At 64.7% G+C, this 15,750-nt stretch carries 16 protein-coding genes, 1 other RNA gene and 1 pseudogene; 13 read left to right on the forward strand and 5 right to left on the reverse strand.

Features of this window, described 5'->3' with window-relative positions; genetic code table 11:
- On the forward strand, window positions 1-663 hold the full coding sequence (locus ACZ5IQ_RS09730) for a CAP domain-containing protein (RefSeq protein WP_244872605.1): 663 nt from the start codon (window positions 1-3) through the stop codon (window positions 661-663).
- Between the two features lie 164 nt (window positions 664-827).
- Here ACZ5IQ_RS09730 and ACZ5IQ_RS09735 read toward each other — a convergent pair whose 3' ends face one another.
- Entirely contained in the window at window positions 828-1,406 is a 579-nt protein-coding gene (locus ACZ5IQ_RS09735; RefSeq protein WP_138248576.1) for a helix-turn-helix domain-containing protein, read from the reverse strand.
- Between the two features lie 47 nt (window positions 1,407-1,453).
- Here ACZ5IQ_RS09735 and ACZ5IQ_RS09740 point away from each other — a divergent pair, with 47 nt between their 5' ends.
- The 7 genes from ACZ5IQ_RS09740 to ACZ5IQ_RS09770 all read left to right on the forward strand — a co-directional run bounded on the left by ACZ5IQ_RS09740 (window position 1,454) and on the right by ACZ5IQ_RS09770 (window position 7,155).
- Window positions 1,454-2,419, forward strand: a complete 966-nt coding sequence (locus ACZ5IQ_RS09740; protein ID WP_212812130.1) for an NAD(P)/FAD-dependent oxidoreductase — start codon at window positions 1,454-1,456, stop codon at window positions 2,417-2,419.
- The gene (locus tag ACZ5IQ_RS09745) at window positions 2,419-3,048 is read left to right on the forward strand and encodes a class I SAM-dependent methyltransferase (protein ID WP_212812129.1); all 630 of its coding nucleotides are present in this window, start codon (window positions 2,419-2,421) and stop codon (window positions 3,046-3,048) included. Before ACZ5IQ_RS09740 ends, ACZ5IQ_RS09745 begins: the two co-directional genes overlap by 1 nt.
- Window positions 3,049-3,062: 14 nt before the next feature.
- Window positions 3,063-3,413, forward strand: a complete 351-nt coding sequence (locus tag ACZ5IQ_RS09750) for a hypothetical protein (protein WP_212812128.1) — start codon at window positions 3,063-3,065, stop codon at window positions 3,411-3,413.
- Window positions 3,414-3,439: 26 nt separating this feature from the next.
- Window positions 3,440-3,841: RNase P RNA component class A (rnpB, locus tag ACZ5IQ_RS09755), an RNA gene on the forward strand.
- A gap of 638 nt (window positions 3,842-4,479) precedes the next feature.
- On the forward strand, window positions 4,480-5,736 hold the full coding sequence (istA, locus tag ACZ5IQ_RS09760) for an IS21 family transposase (RefSeq protein ID WP_165605542.1): 1,257 nt from the start codon (window positions 4,480-4,482) through the stop codon (window positions 5,734-5,736).
- Window positions 5,733-6,515, forward strand: coding sequence for an IS21-like element helper ATPase IstB (istB, locus tag ACZ5IQ_RS09765; protein ID WP_212812412.1), 783 nt, complete (start codon window positions 5,733-5,735; stop codon window positions 6,513-6,515). The genes istA (ACZ5IQ_RS09760) and istB (ACZ5IQ_RS09765) overlap by 4 nt, the downstream gene beginning before the upstream one ends.
- A 124-nt stretch (window positions 6,516-6,639) precedes the next feature.
- The gene (locus ACZ5IQ_RS09770) at window positions 6,640-7,155 is read left to right on the forward strand and encodes a tyrosine-type recombinase/integrase (protein ID WP_464481168.1); all 516 of its coding nucleotides are present in this window, start codon (window positions 6,640-6,642) and stop codon (window positions 7,153-7,155) included.
- Between the two features lie 3 nt (window positions 7,156-7,158).
- Here the strand turns inward: ACZ5IQ_RS09770 and istB (ACZ5IQ_RS09775) are convergent, their stop codons facing one another.
- Both istB (ACZ5IQ_RS09775) and istA (ACZ5IQ_RS09780) read right to left on the reverse strand, forming a co-directional pair.
- Window positions 7,159-7,971, reverse strand: a complete 813-nt coding sequence (gene istB / locus ACZ5IQ_RS09775; RefSeq protein ID WP_138248115.1) for an IS21-like element helper ATPase IstB — start codon at window positions 7,969-7,971, stop codon at window positions 7,159-7,161.
- Window positions 7,968-9,485 carry an IS21 family transposase gene (istA, locus tag ACZ5IQ_RS09780; protein ID WP_138248116.1) on the reverse strand — a complete coding sequence of 506 codons (1,518 nt, stop codon included), beginning with the start codon at window positions 9,483-9,485 and terminating at the stop codon, window positions 7,968-7,970. The genes istB (ACZ5IQ_RS09775) and istA (ACZ5IQ_RS09780) overlap by 4 nt, the downstream gene beginning before the upstream one ends.
- 15 nt (window positions 9,486-9,500) lie before the next feature.
- Between istA (ACZ5IQ_RS09780) and ACZ5IQ_RS09785 the strand changes: the two genes are divergently transcribed.
- From ACZ5IQ_RS09785 to ACZ5IQ_RS09795, 3 genes are all read left to right on the forward strand, one after another.
- Window positions 9,501-9,893, forward strand: coding sequence for a tyrosine-type recombinase/integrase (locus tag ACZ5IQ_RS09785; RefSeq protein ID WP_371824564.1), 393 nt, complete (start codon window positions 9,501-9,503; stop codon window positions 9,891-9,893).
- A gap of 448 nt (window positions 9,894-10,341) precedes the next feature.
- Window positions 10,342-10,773, forward strand: coding sequence for a hypothetical protein (locus ACZ5IQ_RS09790; RefSeq protein ID WP_464481169.1), 432 nt, complete (start codon window positions 10,342-10,344; stop codon window positions 10,771-10,773).
- A 94-nt stretch (window positions 10,774-10,867) separates the two neighbouring features.
- Entirely contained in the window at window positions 10,868-12,190 is a 1,323-nt protein-coding gene (locus ACZ5IQ_RS09795) for an ISL3 family transposase (RefSeq protein WP_052545499.1), read from the forward strand.
- A gap of 7 nt (window positions 12,191-12,197) precedes the next feature.
- Here the strand turns inward: ACZ5IQ_RS09795 and ACZ5IQ_RS09800 are convergent, their stop codons facing one another.
- Both ACZ5IQ_RS09800 and ACZ5IQ_RS09805 read right to left on the reverse strand, forming a co-directional pair.
- Entirely contained in the window at window positions 12,198-12,899 is a 702-nt protein-coding gene (locus ACZ5IQ_RS09800; RefSeq protein ID WP_052583420.1) for a plasmid pRiA4b ORF-3 family protein, read from the reverse strand.
- 322 nt (window positions 12,900-13,221) lie between these two features.
- Window positions 13,222-14,460: pseudogene (locus ACZ5IQ_RS09805) on the reverse strand (IS1634 family transposase); the annotation flags it as partial.
- A 67-nt stretch (window positions 14,461-14,527) separates the two neighbouring features.
- Between ACZ5IQ_RS09805 and ACZ5IQ_RS09810 the strand changes: the two are divergent.
- Together ACZ5IQ_RS09810 and ACZ5IQ_RS09815 are read left to right on the forward strand one after the other, a co-directional pair.
- Complete coding sequence (locus ACZ5IQ_RS09810; RefSeq protein ID WP_260932170.1) at window positions 14,528-14,845, forward strand: transposase; 318 nt, start codon at window positions 14,528-14,530, stop codon at window positions 14,843-14,845.
- A complete protein-coding gene (locus ACZ5IQ_RS09815; RefSeq protein WP_260932168.1) occupies window positions 14,842-15,735 on the forward strand; it encodes an IS3 family transposase in 894 nt (297 codons plus the stop codon). Before ACZ5IQ_RS09810 ends, ACZ5IQ_RS09815 begins: the two co-directional genes overlap by 4 nt.
- The last annotated feature ends 15 nt before the right edge of the window (window positions 15,736-15,750 follow it).

Below are 15,750 nucleotides of genomic sequence, written 5' to 3' on the forward strand. Positions count from 1 at the left end.
ATGAGGTGTCGGCCGCTGGTGATGTCCGCGTTGACCGTCGTGCCCGTCACCGCGGCGCTGTGCGCGCCGCTGGCGCACGCCGACAACGGCAACACCCTCATTCCGAACAACAAGCGGCTCAACGATTCCGTCGTGTCGAACGTCTACACCGTGCAGCACCAGGCCGGTTGTACCAACGACATCGCCGTCAACCCGCAACTGCAGCAGGCCGCCGCGCGGCAGGCCCGGGACATGATGGCCAACCGGGACCTGGACGGGGACATCGGTTCTGACGGATCGACGCCGCAGATTCGGGCCGAGCAGGCGGGCTACCGCGGTGGCCCGGTGGCGCAGACGGTGGCCACCAACCCGGCGCTCGCGATCAGCGGCGTCGAGCTGATCAACCGGTGGTACTACGACCCCGTCATCAAACAGATCATGTCCAACTGCGCCAACAACCAGATGGGGGTGTGGTCCGAGAACAGTCTGGACCGCACCGTCGTCGTCGCCGTCTATGGCCAGCTGCCCGAGCCGCCGCACCGCGACGAGAAGGAAGGCGGCGGCAACAACGGCTTCGACCCGAGCCCCGACTACGACGGCAGCGACGAAGTCGAGCATTTCTTCAACTGGTTCCCCTGGATCCTGCGCGAGGTGAACCCGCCGCCGGCGTATCCGGCGAACTAGCCGGACCGTCGCGGCATGTCCGCATTGGTTCTGCGCTGGGGGCGACAACTGTCGAGTAGATGCCGCCCTGGCCGCAGGGTCGATTGTGGTGCCTGGTTGATCCTGCGGTTGTGGCGGGAAAAGCCGAGTGCCTGACGCCGCTGACGCAGAGCCAACGACCGTGCTCAGTTGCGGATGTGCAGCTTCTCGCCATGCGGCCCGAAGATGGCGATCGCCTCGACGGGGCCGTCCACGGTGCCGAACCAGTGCGGGGTCCACGTCGAGAACTCCACGGCCTCACCGGGTTTGATGGTGAAGTCGCGGTCGCCCAGCAACAGTCGCAGATTGCCCGACAACACGTAGAGCCACTCCTGGCCGTCGTGCACCGGCAGCTCGGCAGGTGGCGTCCGGCGCCGGGTGCTCACGCGGATCTTGAAGGTGTGCAGCCCGCCGGCCGGCCCGCCGCGGGTGAGCGGCCAGTAGGTGATGCCGTCCCGGCTGTGTGACGCCCCACGGACCCGCGGGTCCTCGGCCTCGGGTGCGCGCATGAGTTCGTCGGTGCTGATCGACAGTGCCGCGGCGAGCCTGGGCAGATGGTCGAGCGCGAACCGCCGCTTGCCCGATTCCAGACGGCTCAACGTCGAGATGTCGATATCGGCCGCGCGCGCAACATCTTCCAGCGTCATGCCGCGTTGCGTGCGCAGTTCCCGCAGTCGCCGCCGGACCCGCGCTTCGATGTCGTCGTCCTCAGGGTTTGCCTGCATGGCAAATCAGCTTGGCATTTTCGCCGGCGCCCGGCAAGGTCGATGTCATGAACAACGAATGGGAATGCGCCATCGTCGGTGGCGGCGCGGCGGGGCTGAGCGCCGCACTGGTGCTCGGCCGCGCGCGCCGGCGGACGCTGGTCATCGACGCCGGCGAGCAGAGCAACCGCGCGGCCCACGGCATCGGGGGTCTGCTGGGACAGGACGGACGGCCGCCTGCCGAGCTGTACGCCGACGGCCGCCGTGAGCTGACCAAGTACCCGTCGGTGCAGGTCGTCGAGGGGGAAGTCACCGGTGCGACGGCGCAAGAGGGCCCCGCGTTCCGGCTCGAACTCGCCGACGGCTCGGTGCACCACGCCCAGCGGGTACTGCTGGCCGGCGGCATGCAGTACGACGCTCCCGACATCCCGGGGTTGCACGAGCACTGGGGCCGGGCGGTGTTCCACTGCCCGTTCTGCCACGGCTGGGAAGCGCGCGACCAGGCGCTGGCCGTCCTCGCCGACGGCGACCGGGCCGTGCACATGGCGCTGATGCTGCGCGGCTGGACCGACGACGTCGTCGCCCTCACGAACGGTTCCTCCGGCCTGGACGACGCCCAGAACCGCGCCCTGGCCGACGCCGGTGTGCGGGTCGACGAACGCAAGGTCGTCGAATTCGCCTCGCGCAATGGCGAATTGGCTGCCGTGGTGTTCGCCGACGGCGACGAACTCAAGCGCGAGGGCGTGCTGGTGGCCAGCGCGTTGCGGCAGCGGACCGACCTGGCGACGCAGCTCGGTGTGCGGATCGCCCCGCCCGGCCCGGTCGTCGTCGACGCCGTGAAGGTCGACCCGATGCAGCGCACGTCGGTGCCCGGCGTCTTCGCCGCGGGCGACGTCTGCGCTCAGATGCCTCAGGTGGCGGCGGCGATCGCCACCGGTTCCGCCGCGGCCGCCGCGATCGTGCAGAGTCTGCTGCACGACGAGTTCGGCCTACCCGTCATGCCCTGGCCCCATTTCGATCAGCAGGAGGATTGATGTCCACGACGGAAACGCCCCAAGAGCACTGGGAAAGCCGGTACGCCGAGAAGCCACAGATGTGGAGCGGCCGGGTCAACGCCCATCTCGCGAGGATTGCCGGCGAGTTGAGCCCGGGCCGGGCGCTGGATCTGGGGTGCGGCGAGGGCGCCGACGCGATCTGGCTCGCCACCGAGGGCTGGCAGGTCGTCGCGGTCGACATCGCCACCAATGCCCTCGACCGGGCCCGCAGCGCGGCCGAGGCCAGGGGAGTGGCCGAGCGCATCGACTTCCAGCATCACGACCTGTCCCACAGTTTCCCGGCGGGCAGCTTCGATCTGGTGTCGGCGCAGTTCCTGCATTCCACGGTCCATCTCGAGCGCCGGCAAATACTGCAACAGGCGTCAGCGGCCGTCGCTCCCGGCGGCACGCTGCTGATCGTCGACCATGGCGAGGCGCCGCCCTGGGCCGCCAAACACGTCCATGACCACCACTTTCAGTCCGCGGACGAGGTCGTCGCAGAGCTGGACCTGCCCGACGAAGGCTGGCAGCGGCAGCACGTCGGTACTCTGGAACGCGAGGCGATCGGCCCCACTGGCGAAGCCGCCGTTTTGCGGGACAATCTGATTGTCCTGCGCCGCACGCACTGATCGGAGGTCACCAGGTGGTCAAGCACCGGCTCGACGTCCGGCTGATTGCCGAGTCGATGCTCCTGGTGACCGCGTGCCTGTGCCTGCTGTTGGGTGGTCACCAGGCCATTCAGCTGCTGACCGATGCCGTGGGAAACTCACTGGCCACCTCCGGCGACTGGTCGCTGGGTCCGGCTGCCGCGCTGCTGGTGTACGGACCGCGGCAGGTGTGGTCGGAGTGGGCGATCACGGTGCCGCTGATCCTGGTGCTGGGCATCGGCCTGGCGCTCGCCCGCACGCATCGCGACGGGCCGCGCTGGCTGGAACAGGTGCTCTTGGCGTACGGCGCGGTCGTCGTCCTGGACTCGTTGGTCGCGGCGCTCTGACCAGCTGATATGGTGGTCGACGCGGACGAGTTGGCCGGGCGGCCGCGGGACCGGAAGGTTTCGAGGAAAGTCCGGACTTCACAGAGCAGGGTGATTGCTAACGGCAATCCGAGGTGACTCGCGGGACAGTGCCACAGAAAACAGACCGCCGTCTGAGCCTGGTGCGAAGACGGTAAGGGTGAAACGGTGCGGTAAGAGCGCACCAGCATTCCGGGTGACCGGAGTGGCTAGGTAAACCCCACCCGAAGCAAGGCCAAGAAGGCCGCAACCTGGTTGCGGCCCGCGCAGGTGCCCGAGGGCTGCTCGCCCGAGCCTGCGGGTAGGCCGCTCGAGGCACCCGGCGACGGTGTGCCCAGATGGATGGTCGCCGCCCCGGCACCAGTGATGGTGGCGGGGAACAGAATCCGGCTTACAGGCCAGCTCGTCCGCCCGCCACCGTTTAACAGGCAATATAAGGCCGCTGGGCCCAGCCGCTACGCAGAGGCTACGCACGGCAGATTACGATCCCGTCTCGTGAGCACACCGGGCGTGAAGCGTCGTTCCCCAGGGGCACGCGTTGAAGATCAATGGCACCGAGTACCCCGTAAGGGTGAGCAGGTGTTTTACCCCGCCGACAACGCAGACGGCGCGTTGTGGTGCACCGACCGCACCCACTTCAAAACGCCCGGCACGATGGTGTGTACCAAGCTCCATGACAAGGGCCGAAGGTGGCGTTGCCGGTGGGTCGATGAGACGGGCAGGGAACTCACCAAGTCATACGCGAAGCGCGCCGAAGCAGATGCGCATAAAAGGCAAGTTGACTCCGACTTGCACACCGGCAGTTACATCGACCCCGGCGGCGGGACAGGTCACGTTCCGTGACTACGCGGAGGCGTGGCGCAAGCGACAGGTTCACCGGGACAGCTCAGCGGACCACGTCGAGAGCCGCTTACGGCTCCACACCTATCCGGTGTTCGGTGACCGCCCGATATCTGCGATCCTCCCGAGTGAGATACAGGTGTTGACGACGCCTGAAAACTGACCCCCTGTCGACGGGTGAATTTTGACCCCCGTCATTGATAGGAGGGTGATTTCAGTGGAGCAGTGGGCGGAGATCCGCCGTTTGCATCGCACGGAGCAGGTGCCGATTAAGGAGATCGCGCGTCAGCTCGGTGTGGCCCGTAATACGGTGCGGTCGGCGTTGGCGGCCGATGCGCCGCCGCAGTACTCGCGGGCACCGCGGGGTTCGGCAGTGGATGCGTTCGAACCGCAGATCCGGGCGTTGCTCAAGGACCATCCGCGGATGCCAGCGACGGTGATCGCACAGCGGATCGGGTGGACCAGGTCGATCACGGTGCTCAAAGACCGGGTGCGGGTGATCCGCCCGGAGTACCGCGGCCTCGATCCGGCTGATCGAGTGATCTACGAGCCGGGGGCCTGTTCGCAGTGGGACCTGTGGTTCCCCGACTACCGTATCCCGTTGGGCCACAACCAGTTAGCGATCTTGCCGGTGTTGGTGATGACGTTGGCGTATTCGAGGTTCCGGGCCGGGTTGATGATCCCCTCGCGCCAGGGCGGCGACATTCTGGCCGGGATGTGGCAGCTGCTGAGCCGGATCGGCGCGGTGACCGCCAAACTGGTGTGGGACCGCGAGTCTGCGATCGGCGGCACGGGCCGGCCCACGGTGGTGGCCACGTCGTTTGTTGGGACGTTGGGCACCCGCCTGGAGCTGGCTCCACCGGCGGACCCTGAGTACAAGGGCATGGTTGAACGCAACAACAGGTTCTTTGAGACCTCGTTCCTGCCAGGCAGGGTGTTCGGTTCGCCGGCCGATTTCAACACCCAGTTCGAGGCGTGGCTGACCGAGCACGCCAACACCACTCGGGTGCGTTCGATCCGGGCCCGTCCGATCGATCTGCTGGCCGAGGACCTGGCCGGGATGACACTGCTGCCGCCGGTACCCCCGGCGACCGGCATCTGCCATCGGGTGCGCCTGGCGCGGGACTACTACGTGCGGGTCGCCGGTAACGACTACTCGGTGCATCCGGCGGTCATCGGTCGGCTTGTTGATATCACCGCCACCCTCGATCGCGTGATCGTCACCTGCGAAGGGCAGGTAGTCGCCACCCATCAGCGGTGCTGGGCCCGGCACATGACGCTCACCGACCCGCAGCACGTGGCCGCCGCCGCGCTGCTGCGCCGCCACTACCACCAACAACGCACCACCGGCGATAGCGGTCGGGTGCGCACCCACCGTGACGGGCACCTGGTGCCGATCCGTTCCCTGCCCGATTACGACGACCTGTTCGGCGTTGATTTCACCGTCCTGGGAGAACCATCATGAACGACCCAAACATGCACGGCCACAGCGAGATTGGTAAACAGATCGAGTATCTGGCCCGGGTGTTGAAAACCCCGACGATCCGGCGGATGTGGGCTGAGCTGGCTGAGCGGGCTCGCGCCGAAACGTGGAGCCACGAACAATATTTGGCCGCGGTCCTGGAGCGCCAAGTCAACGAACGCGAAGCCAACGGCACCGCATTACGTATTGCCGGTGCCCGGTTCCCGGCGACAAAAACGTTGGAAGACTTCACCTTTGACCATGTACCGTCATTGCCGCGGGATGTGATCGCACACTTGGCGACAAGCACATGGATCGCCAAGGGCGACAACGTGATTCTGCTCGGACCACCCGGGGTCGGCAAAACTCATCTGGGCATCGCTCTGGGCATCAAGGCCGCCCAGAGCAGCTACCCGGTGCTCTTTGATACCGCGACCGGCTGGGCGGCCCGGCTCACCGACGCCCACAACAGCGGCCGCCTGCCACAAGAGCTCAAACGGCTGCGCCGCTACCGACTGCTGATCATCGACGAGATCGGCTACCTGCCGTTCGATTCGGACACCGCCAACCTGTTCTTCCAACTGATCGCCAGCCGCTACGAACAGGGATCGATCCTGATCACCTCGAACATGCCGTTCGGCCGCTGGGGCGAAGTCTTCGCCGACGAGATCGTCGCCGCCGCCCTGATCGACCGACTGGTCCACCACGCCGAAGTCATCACCATCAACGGCGACTCCTACCGGACCAAAACACGCCGAGAACTGGTCAGAACCAGCAAGTAACCACAACCAAGGGGGTCAAAATTCAACCGACGCTACGGGGTCAATTTTCGACCGTCGTTGACAACAGGCATGGATTGCCGGGGTTGAGCTGGCACCTGCGACCGTGGGGGTTCTCCACGGCGTCGTGTTCGGCATCTTCAAGGATGCGGTGCGCGACAAGTGCATCGCGTCTAATCCGTGCGATGGCACCAAGCTCCCGAAAGCGGAACCCAAGCGGGTTGTGCCGCCGACGACTGAACAATTCGAGATTGTGCGGAGCAAGTTGCCCGTAGAGCTGCAAGTGTTGGCGACGTTCGCGGCTGGAACCGGGATGCGGAAAGGGGAGTGCTTCGGCCTGGTCGTAGATCGGCTTTACCTGCCCGAGAAGCCCGGCGACCGTAGTGGCACCGTGAAAGTTGACCAGCAACTCGTCCGAGCGAACCCCCTGACGTTGGGGCCGCTGAAAACGCGGGCGAGCTACCGGACTATTCCGCTGCCCGATGTGGTGGTGGCGGCACTAAAAGAGCACTTGGAACAGTTTCCGCCCGGTCCCGATGGGCTGGTGTTCACGTGGCGCGGAAAGCCTATCCCTCGTTTGTCAATGGCCAGGTTGAAGTATCCACTGGTGGCCGGAATAAAGTATCCGCCCCGTGTTTGGTGATTGTTAGGTCGGTGGTGGGTTCTCCTTTCGGTGTTGGGCGTCTTTCATGCGGTAGGAGTCGCCGTCGGTGATGACGACGGTGGCGTGGTGCAGGAGGCGGTCCAGGATGCTGACAGCGGTGGTCTGCTCGGGCAGGAATCGACCCCATTGTTCGAAGGGCCAGTGCGAGCCGATGGCCAGGGAGCGGCGTTCGTAGGCGCCGGCAACCAAGCGAAACAACAGTTGGGTGCCGGTGTCATCCAGCGGGGCGAAGCCCAGCTCATCCAAAATGATGAGGTCGACCCGCAGTAGGGATTCGATGATCTTGCCGACGGTGTTGTCGGCCAGGCCGCGGTAGAGGGTTTCGACGAGGTCAGCGGCGGTGAAGTAGCGGACCTTGTGCCCGGCGTGAATCGCGGCGGTCCCCAGCCCGATCAGGGTATGGCTTTTGCCGGTGCCGGCGGGGCCGATGATCGCCAGATTCTGGTGCGCCCGTATCCATTCCAGGCTGGCAAGGTAGTCGAGAACTTTCGACTGGATCGACGAGGCGGTGACGTCGAAGGACTCCAGTGTCTTGGGTACCGGGAAGGCTGCGGCCTTGAGTCGGTTGACGATGTTGGAGGCATCGCGGGAGGCCAGTTCGGTATCGATGAGGGTGCGCAGCACTTCCTCAGGGGTCCAGCGTTGCGTCTTGGCGGTGAGCAGAACCTCCGGTGCGCTGCGTCGTATCGCGGCCAGCTTCAACCGCCGCAGCCCGGCATCCAGATCAGCGGCCAGCGGTGGGATCGAAGGTGGTGCAACAGGTTTGGCGGATATCACCGATGATGTCTTGGTCATGGGGTGGCCTCGCCGTCGAGGGCGGGGGTGATTTTGTAGGCGTCCAGGGAGCGGGTCGGGGCCACGGGTAGGTCCAGGATCAACGCATCGCCGGCCGGTCGGGGTTGCGGTGTTCCGGTGCCGGCAGCCAGGATCGAGCGCACGTCAGCAGCCCGAAATCGCCGAAACGCCACCGCCCGGCGCAGTGCGGCCACCAACGCCTGTTCACCGTGAGCGGCACCTAGGGCGAGCAGGATTTCCAACTCCGCGCCCAGGCGGGTGTTGCCGATCGCTGCCGCGCCGACCAGGAATGCCTCGGCCTCGGCGCCGAGTTCGCAGAACTGTTTCTCCACAGTGGTTTTCGGTCGCGGGCCACGGCTGGGTTCGGGCCGTGGCCCGTCGTAGTGGTCATCGAGAATCGATGCGCCGCCAGGGGCAACCAGTTCGTGTTCAGCCACGATCATTCCCGTACTGGGTTCGACCAGGCAGACCGCGCCGTGATCGACCACCACCGCCACGGTGGACCCGATCAGCCGGACGGGTACCGAGTAGCGGGCCGAACCGTAACGGATACACGAGAGCCGGTCGACCTTGCGGAGCACCGACGGCGCCCCGATCTGCAGCCGCAACGACGGCAAGCGTTGCAGCAGTTCACGTTCGGCTATCAGCCGCTCATCGGGGATCGCGCAGATCTCCGAGTGCATCGCGGCGTTGACTTCGGCGCACCACGCCGCCGCAGCAGCATTGGCGGACCGCAGATCGACCGCCACGCCATCAACAGCGGCCTGGGTCAACAATGGCACCGCGAGGTCGCGTTGGGCATACCCGCACAGGTTCTCCACAATGCCCTTCGATTCGGGATCAGCTGCGTGGCAGAAGTCCGGGGCGAACCCATAATGAGACGCCAAACGGACGTAATCAGGCGTGGGGACAACAACATTGGCGACCACACCACCTTTGAGGCAAGCCATCCGGTCGGCCAGCACCCGCGCCGGGACCCCGCCGATCGCGGCCAGGGCCTCGCCGATCAACGCCAACGTCGTCGACGCCCGCTGATCGGCGGCGAACCGCACGAACCGCCATCGGGAGAACGCCAGCACCGCACAGAACAGGAACAACCCCGGCGCGGCCTGGGCCCAGTCGATCACCAGATACTGTCCCGGTGACCACACCGCCGGGCGGCGGCCACGGTGATTCTCACTGCGCCACAACGCTTTCGCATCAGCGACCAGGCGCCGAAAGTTCCGATCAGAACCGACATAGCCGGCGGCCACCGCGATCGGCAGCAGTCGCTTGGCCGAGATGCGGCCCTGCGATTTCTCGACACGCTCGGCGACCAGGTCGGCCACCGCATCGTAGTTGTGGGTTCGTTCGGCCCGTGGTTGCGGCGGCACGCCCGCCTGGTCGGCTTCGAACCTGTCCATGACCTTCTTGACGGTCCGGTGAGTGGTGCCGCACGCATCGGCGGCGGCTCGGTACGACCCGAGCTGTTGATAGGTAGAAATGATGTCCATACGGTCCCTCGCAGACTTCAATGGAACTCCCCGGTGGTGACGGCGATTGGTTGGCGCCTTCACCGTCACCATCGGGGCCCGCAGTTCCTGATCGACACGACGAACACAGGGTGGATACTTTTACCTGGCCAAAACTGGATACCTCTACCTGGCCACCAGTGGGTACTTTTTCATGGCCGCGGACATCGTTCGTCGTTTAGCTACCACTGGAACGTGGGGGCGCGAGCTGCGAAGCTCCCGCCACGTAGCGGGCTGCATACCTTGAGGCACTACTACGCAAGCTTGCTTATCCGGTACGGGGAGTCTGTCAAGACGGTTCAGGCCCGCTTAGGCCATGCGTCGGCGGCGGAGACGCTGGACACCTATTCGCACTTGTGGCCGGACTCAGACGACCGGACGCGGGACGCGATTGACTCAGTGCTCAAGTAGGGCGACGCGCCGACATGAGCGCGGTGTGCCGCCGTCGCACACATGTTCGGTACACTTCTCACCAGTGGACGCCCACAGCAGCTAGAAACGACAGCTAACCCAGCAACTTCACGTAACCCCGGTGTCCAGTGCGCAACCGCGCAACGCCTATACGGCACGGGTTATTCATGGTGCCGAGGAAGCCAGGGTTAGAAAGTGTCAGATCAGCCATTTATTGATGCTGCCGGTATCGCTGGGGTCTGCGGTCGGAGCATCGACACTGTGCGCTACTGGGAACGGCTAGGTCAACTCCCCAAATCGGCCAAGTTGGGCCGTCGTCGCGTATGGAAGCGCGATGAGATTGTGGCGCATTTCGACGCCATGTTTAGCGCCGCTTAGCTGCGCTTAGCAGGTTCGGCAATTAACTAAGCGCATCTCTATTTGTGCTGCAAAATATGAAAGATGGACGATGAATAGTGATGAGTTCTTCCTGAACTCTGGTAGTGAACAGTTAGAAAAAATTCATGGATGGGCGAGGGCACGTTATGCGGCACCGTGGGCGGTGTTCTTCGGCGTGTTGTTGCGGGTCGCTGCCAGCGTTCCGGCTGCCGTGCAATTGCCGCCCGTTATTGGTGGTCGTGCCAGCCTGAATCTGTTTTGTGCATTTGTGGGTAAGTCGGGCAGCGGTAAGGGTGTTAGCGATAGCGTGGCGCGGGCCGCATTGCCCGGTGACATCTTTGAATTGCCGCTAGGTTCTGGCGAAGGTATAGCGCAACAGTTCACGAACGGTAATAACGACCCGGTTATTTTCACGGTGTCCGAGATTGACAAGCTGGCCGGTATCGCGGGCCGGGCAGGCAGCATCCTATTGGCGGAACTTAAAGCGGCTCTTCACAGATGAGGGTGTAGAGGTGGTTGGCGCGTCGTTGCCGGGATAGAGGTCGAGGTCTCTCGAAAATGAGGGTTCCTACACTCCTCATCCGAAAGACCTCGACGTGCCTGACGCTACCGGTCGGGCGGGCTTCGCCTGCGCTGACCTGACGACTTTCTGCCGCCTCGACGAACTTGGGCTGCAGGTGACCGGACAACGCCTTGAGCCCGGCCGTGCTGTGCTGGCGTGCCGGGTGACCGACGAGGACCGGTGGTGTCGTCGCTGCGGCGAAGAAGGCATCCCACGCGACAGCCTCACCCGTACTCTGGCCCATGAGCCGTTCGGGTGGCGCCCCACCACACTGCTGGTGACCATCCGTCGCTACCGGTGCGCCGGCTGCGCCCACGTGTGGCGACAAGACACCACCAGGATGGCCGAACCACGTGCCAAGCTGTCGCGGCGTGCTCTGCGGTGGGCGCTGGAAGCCATTGTCTGCCAGCATCTATCCGTGGCTCGCATCGCCGAAGCGCTCGCGGTGTCGTGGAACACCGCCAACAACGCGGTGCTGGCAGAAGGCCGACGGGTGCTGATCGCCGATCCGGCCCGTTTCGACGGCGTGGCGGTGATCGGCGTCGATGAGCACGTCTGGCGGCACACCCGTCGCGGTGACAGGTACGTCACCGTCATCATCGATCTCACCCCTGTGCGTGACGGGACCGGTCCGGCTCGGCTGCTCGACATGGTCGAGGGTCGCTCAAAAAAGGCGTTTCAGGACTGGTTGGCCGAGCGGCCGCAGGACTGGCGTGACGGCGTGGACGTTGTTGCTATGGATGGCTTCTCCGGGTTCAAGACCGCTACCGCCGAGGAACTGCCCGAGGCGGCGACGGTGATGGACCCTTTCCACGTGGTGCGCCTGGCTGGCAACGCCCTCGATGAGTGCCGCCGCCGGGTGCAGCTGGCGACATGTGGGCACCGCGGCCGCAAGTCCGACCCGCTCTACACCTGCCGACGCACCCTGCACACCGGTGCCGATCTGCTCACCGACCGCCAGCGCACCCGGCTGGCCGCCTTGTTCGCCGCCGACGCCCACGCAGAAGTCGAGGCCACCTGGCAGATGTATCAGCGCACCGTGGCCGCGTATCGTGAACCCGACCGCACGAAAGGCCGCACGATGATGGCGGCGCTGATCACCACGCTGAGCACCGGCGTTCCCAAGCCGCTGACCGAACTGATCACCCTGGGACGGACCCTGAAGAAGCGTGCCGCCGACGTGCTGGCCTACTTCGACCGCCCCGGCACCTCCAACGGGCCCACCGAAGCGATCAACGGCCGCCTCGAACACCTGCGCGGATCCGCGCTGGGCTTCCGCAACCTCACCAACTACATCGCCCGGTCACTGCTCGAGACCGGAGGCTTCCGAACTCAGCTCCTTGCACCTCGGCAGTGAAGAGTCCTCAACGCATATTCGACGCGGCCAGAGCGTCATTGGTCTCGGTCACCGAGAAACGATCGGGGTGCCAGCCTCGGGGCAGCCAGTCGCGCATCTCCTGCGCACCCAGCCCCATCGGTGTTGCCCGCGGGTCGTACCCGCCACGAACCCACGCAGCCAATTCCTCATAGCCGCCCAAGCCACCACAATCCTCCGGCGGGCAGGCCATCTTGCCCGCCAGGCACACCGGAGCCGAAGGTGGATCATCGAGAACGTCTTCGACCACCAGCACGTGCTCCCATCCGTCGCCGAAGTCGTAGTCATAGAACAACCGGTCGCCCTTACCGGAGACCACCTGATCCAGGCGCACACCGTCCTCGACGAGACCGTCGTCGCCTTCGCTGAGATCAAATCTGGTGACGAAGTAGACACGGGTACGCCGGTCCGCCCCGACACCGAACTTATGCAGATGACCGTCCTGCCAGCCCATCGCAACCTGCAGCACGTCATGCAGCTCATCGAGCACGAGGTCACCCGGCAGGACCAGACGACGCCAGATCGGCGGCTTGGCGTACATCAGGTCGACCCGCACCCGGAAACCCCGCACACGCTCCGGCACAGCTCCCACCTCGGGTGTCGGTTCATCGAACACTCCCGCGAACAAATCCCGGCCAGCATCGGCCATCAGCTGTTGCAGCATCGACAGGTCCACACCACCCCCGGACACCGCGCTCTTCCTCTTACTCTTCCGCTTCTCCTCCGGCACACACCCAGCCAACCAGACACCCCAATCACAGGCCGACAGCAGCTGACCGTTCTACACCCTCAATCATGAAGAGCCCTTAAAGCTGCCGCGATGGGTGAGCCGATTGGGCAGGCGAATGCCAAGGCCGACACCCGCCGGATAGTTCCTGCACACTCCTACCGCATGTGCCTGTCCGTGGGGGCACAGCCCGGCCATACAGGCGTCATCTTCGGCGACACGACAGGTGGTACGCCGCAGCGGTTCTTGTGGGCACCGACCACTGACCCGACTTAGGACATTTGGCTTAGTACCCCGTTTTGATCCCGAGTGAGTCGAGAATGTGGCGTTGATGTGGGGGAATGTGTGGCGGGAAGGTTTGGGTGGTGCCGTTGATGGTGATCGTGGCGCTACGCAGGGGCCGGAGCTGTTTGACGACTTGGGCTATGGATAGGCCGGTGCGGGACTGGATGGCGTGGGAGACGGCCAGGGCGGTGAACACGATGCTCAGGTGCGCTTCGATCGAGTCACGGGTGTGGTGGAAGATCGGTCGGGCCGCCAGGTCAGACTTGGACATCCGGAACGATTTCTCGACTTTCCAGAGGTCGTGGTATTTGGCGATCACCTCGGTGCCCGCCATCACGGTGACGGGCACGTTGGTCACATAGCCTTTGAGGCCGACCAGAGACTGCGCCCGCGCCAGGGCGGTTTCGTCGAGATGGCGGTCGGAGCCTTTGACCTTGACGAAGCGTACTGACTTGCTGGATCGTTCGCCGTCGACGATGGCGCGGGCGCGTTCCTCCTGGGCCGCCAGAGTCTTCTGGTCGCGGCGGGCCCGGGTGGCCGAGTAAGCCCAGATCGCCCGCCACGCCTTGGGATGCTGATCGGGATCCCAGACCGGTTCGGCCCTCAACGCGGTGTCGTTGACTTCGCTGTTGCCGTGCCGCGGGGTCACGGTGTCCACGATCTGCCCGTCGGTGAAAACGTCGCCGTTCCAATGGAAATGGGATTCCAGGTCCCCCGGAGCCTTGGTGGTGCGGGAGCCGACGATAAAGGAGCAGCCGAGCTCGTCGAGAGCTTTGAGGTTGGCCGCCGACAACATCCCGGCGTCGGCGGCCACCACCACCGGCGTGCCCTCCAGATGGTGGCGTTGCACGAAGGTGGTGATGATCGGCACGATCGTGGTGGTCTCGGCGGTATTACCTTCGTGGCAACTGATTTCGAGCGGGAACCCCGTACGGTCGACCAGCAGCCCGACCACGATTTGCGGGTCCACCCGCCGTTCCTTGGAATAGCCAACCTTACGCAGATCGTCCTCGCGCTCGGCCTCGAAGTACAACGTCGTAGCGTCATAAAGGATTAAGCTCAACCCACCGCAATCCGATGAATAGACGAAGCATTTCGCGGCGATCATGTCCCGGTACCGGCCCTCGATGGTCTTGACCAGATGCCGCTGAACGCTGCGGTAGGACACCGTCTTGACACCCAGATCGGCCAACACCCTCGCCGAGTCAAGCTTGCTGGTCGGCTCAACGATCCGGGCGATCGGAGGTTCCCCAGTTTCAGTGGACACCTGAGATAGCGGGACGGTGTCCTGCTGGAAGGATGTCGATATGTCGCGGACGCGTCGGTCGTTCACACCGGAGTTCAAGGTGGAGGCTGCTCGTCGGGTGATTGACAGGGGCCGGCCGGTCTCGGAGGTGGCCCGCGAACTGAACCTGCACGAGAGTCTGCTGGGCAAGTGGGTGCGTCAGGAGAGGGTCCGCGACGGGGTGGCCAGCGATGCCCGCCATGGGCCGCCAGAAGGCGATCTGACGGCCCGTGAACGCGCCGAATTGGTGCGGCTGCGTGCGGAACTGGCCGAGAAGGACCGAGATATCGCCTTCTTGAAAAAAGTATCGGCGTACTTTGCGGCACAGCAACATCGGTGAGTCGGTTTGAGCTCATCGCCGCGGAGTGCGCCGACCACGACATCGCCACACTGACCGAGCTCCTCGACGTCTCACGCTCGGGCTATTACGCCTGGGAAGCACGGCAGCGACGCACCGAACCCACGCCGCGGCAGCAGTGGCGCCGCGATCTCGAGGTCAAGATCCTGGCCCACTGGCAAGAATCCCGACGCACTTACGGTTCACCACGGATCACCGCCGACCTGCACGCCGCTGGGGTCTCGGTGTCGGTCAACACCGTCGCGGCGATCATGGCCGAGATGGGCATCGAAGGCATCAGCCCGCGCACCTTCAAGGTCAAAACCACAGTCGTCGACCCGGCGGCGTCTTTCCCACCCGACCGGGTGGGCCGGGTCTTCGATCAAGGCCGCCTCGATGCGGTATGGACCTCCGACATCACCTATCTGACCTGCGGTGAAGGCGATGCCTACCTGTGCGCGATCCGCGACGAGCACTCGCGACGGGTGCTGGGCTGGTCGGTGGCTGACCACATGCGCACTGAGCTCGTCGAGCAGGCGGTGGACGCGGCGGTGTTCACCCGCGGCGGGTCGGTGGCCGGCACCATCTTGCACTCGGACCGGGGCAGTCAATACACCAGTCACGACTTGGCCACAGTCTGCTCCGATCACGGCCTGCGCCGCTCTATGGGGGCCACCGGCATATGTTGGGACAACGCCGGGTCCGAATCACTGTGGTCGACGGTCAAGCACGAGTACTACAAGCGGCATGCCTTCACAACGTATGCGAATCTTGCTGCGGGACTTGACAATTACCTTCGCTACTACAACCATGACAGGCGGCATAGTTCACTGGGAATGATCTCACCTATCGACTTCGAGATCACCGCACGGATCAATCAGCAATCAAGCTAACCGTGTCCACTTTTT

It is taken from the genome of Mycobacterium toneyamaense, from assembly GCF_055384815.1.

Coding starts and splice junctions, on each gene's coding strand:
- ACZ5IQ_RS09740 (WP_212812130.1), top strand. CDS start 1,454: ATGAACAACGAATGGGAATGCGCCATCGTCGGTGGCGGCGCGGCGGGG.
- istB (WP_212812412.1), top strand. CDS start 5,733: ATGAACGACCCAAACATGCACGGCCACAGCGAGATTGGTAAACAGATC.
- ACZ5IQ_RS09735 (WP_138248576.1), bottom strand. CDS start 1,406: ATGCAGGCAAACCCTGAGGACGACGACATCGAAGCGCGGGTCCGGCGG.
- ACZ5IQ_RS09790 (WP_464481169.1), top strand. CDS start 10,342: ATGAATAGTGATGAGTTCTTCCTGAACTCTGGTAGTGAACAGTTAGAA.
- ACZ5IQ_RS09730 (WP_244872605.1), top strand. CDS start 1: ATGAGGTGTCGGCCGCTGGTGATGTCCGCGTTGACCGTCGTGCCCGTC.
- ACZ5IQ_RS09810 (WP_260932170.1), top strand. CDS start 14,528: ATGTCGCGGACGCGTCGGTCGTTCACACCGGAGTTCAAGGTGGAGGCT.
- ACZ5IQ_RS09745 (WP_212812129.1), top strand. CDS start 2,419: ATGTCCACGACGGAAACGCCCCAAGAGCACTGGGAAAGCCGGTACGCC.
- istB (WP_138248115.1), bottom strand. CDS start 7,971: ATGACCAAGACATCATCGGTGATATCCGCCAAACCTGTTGCACCACCT.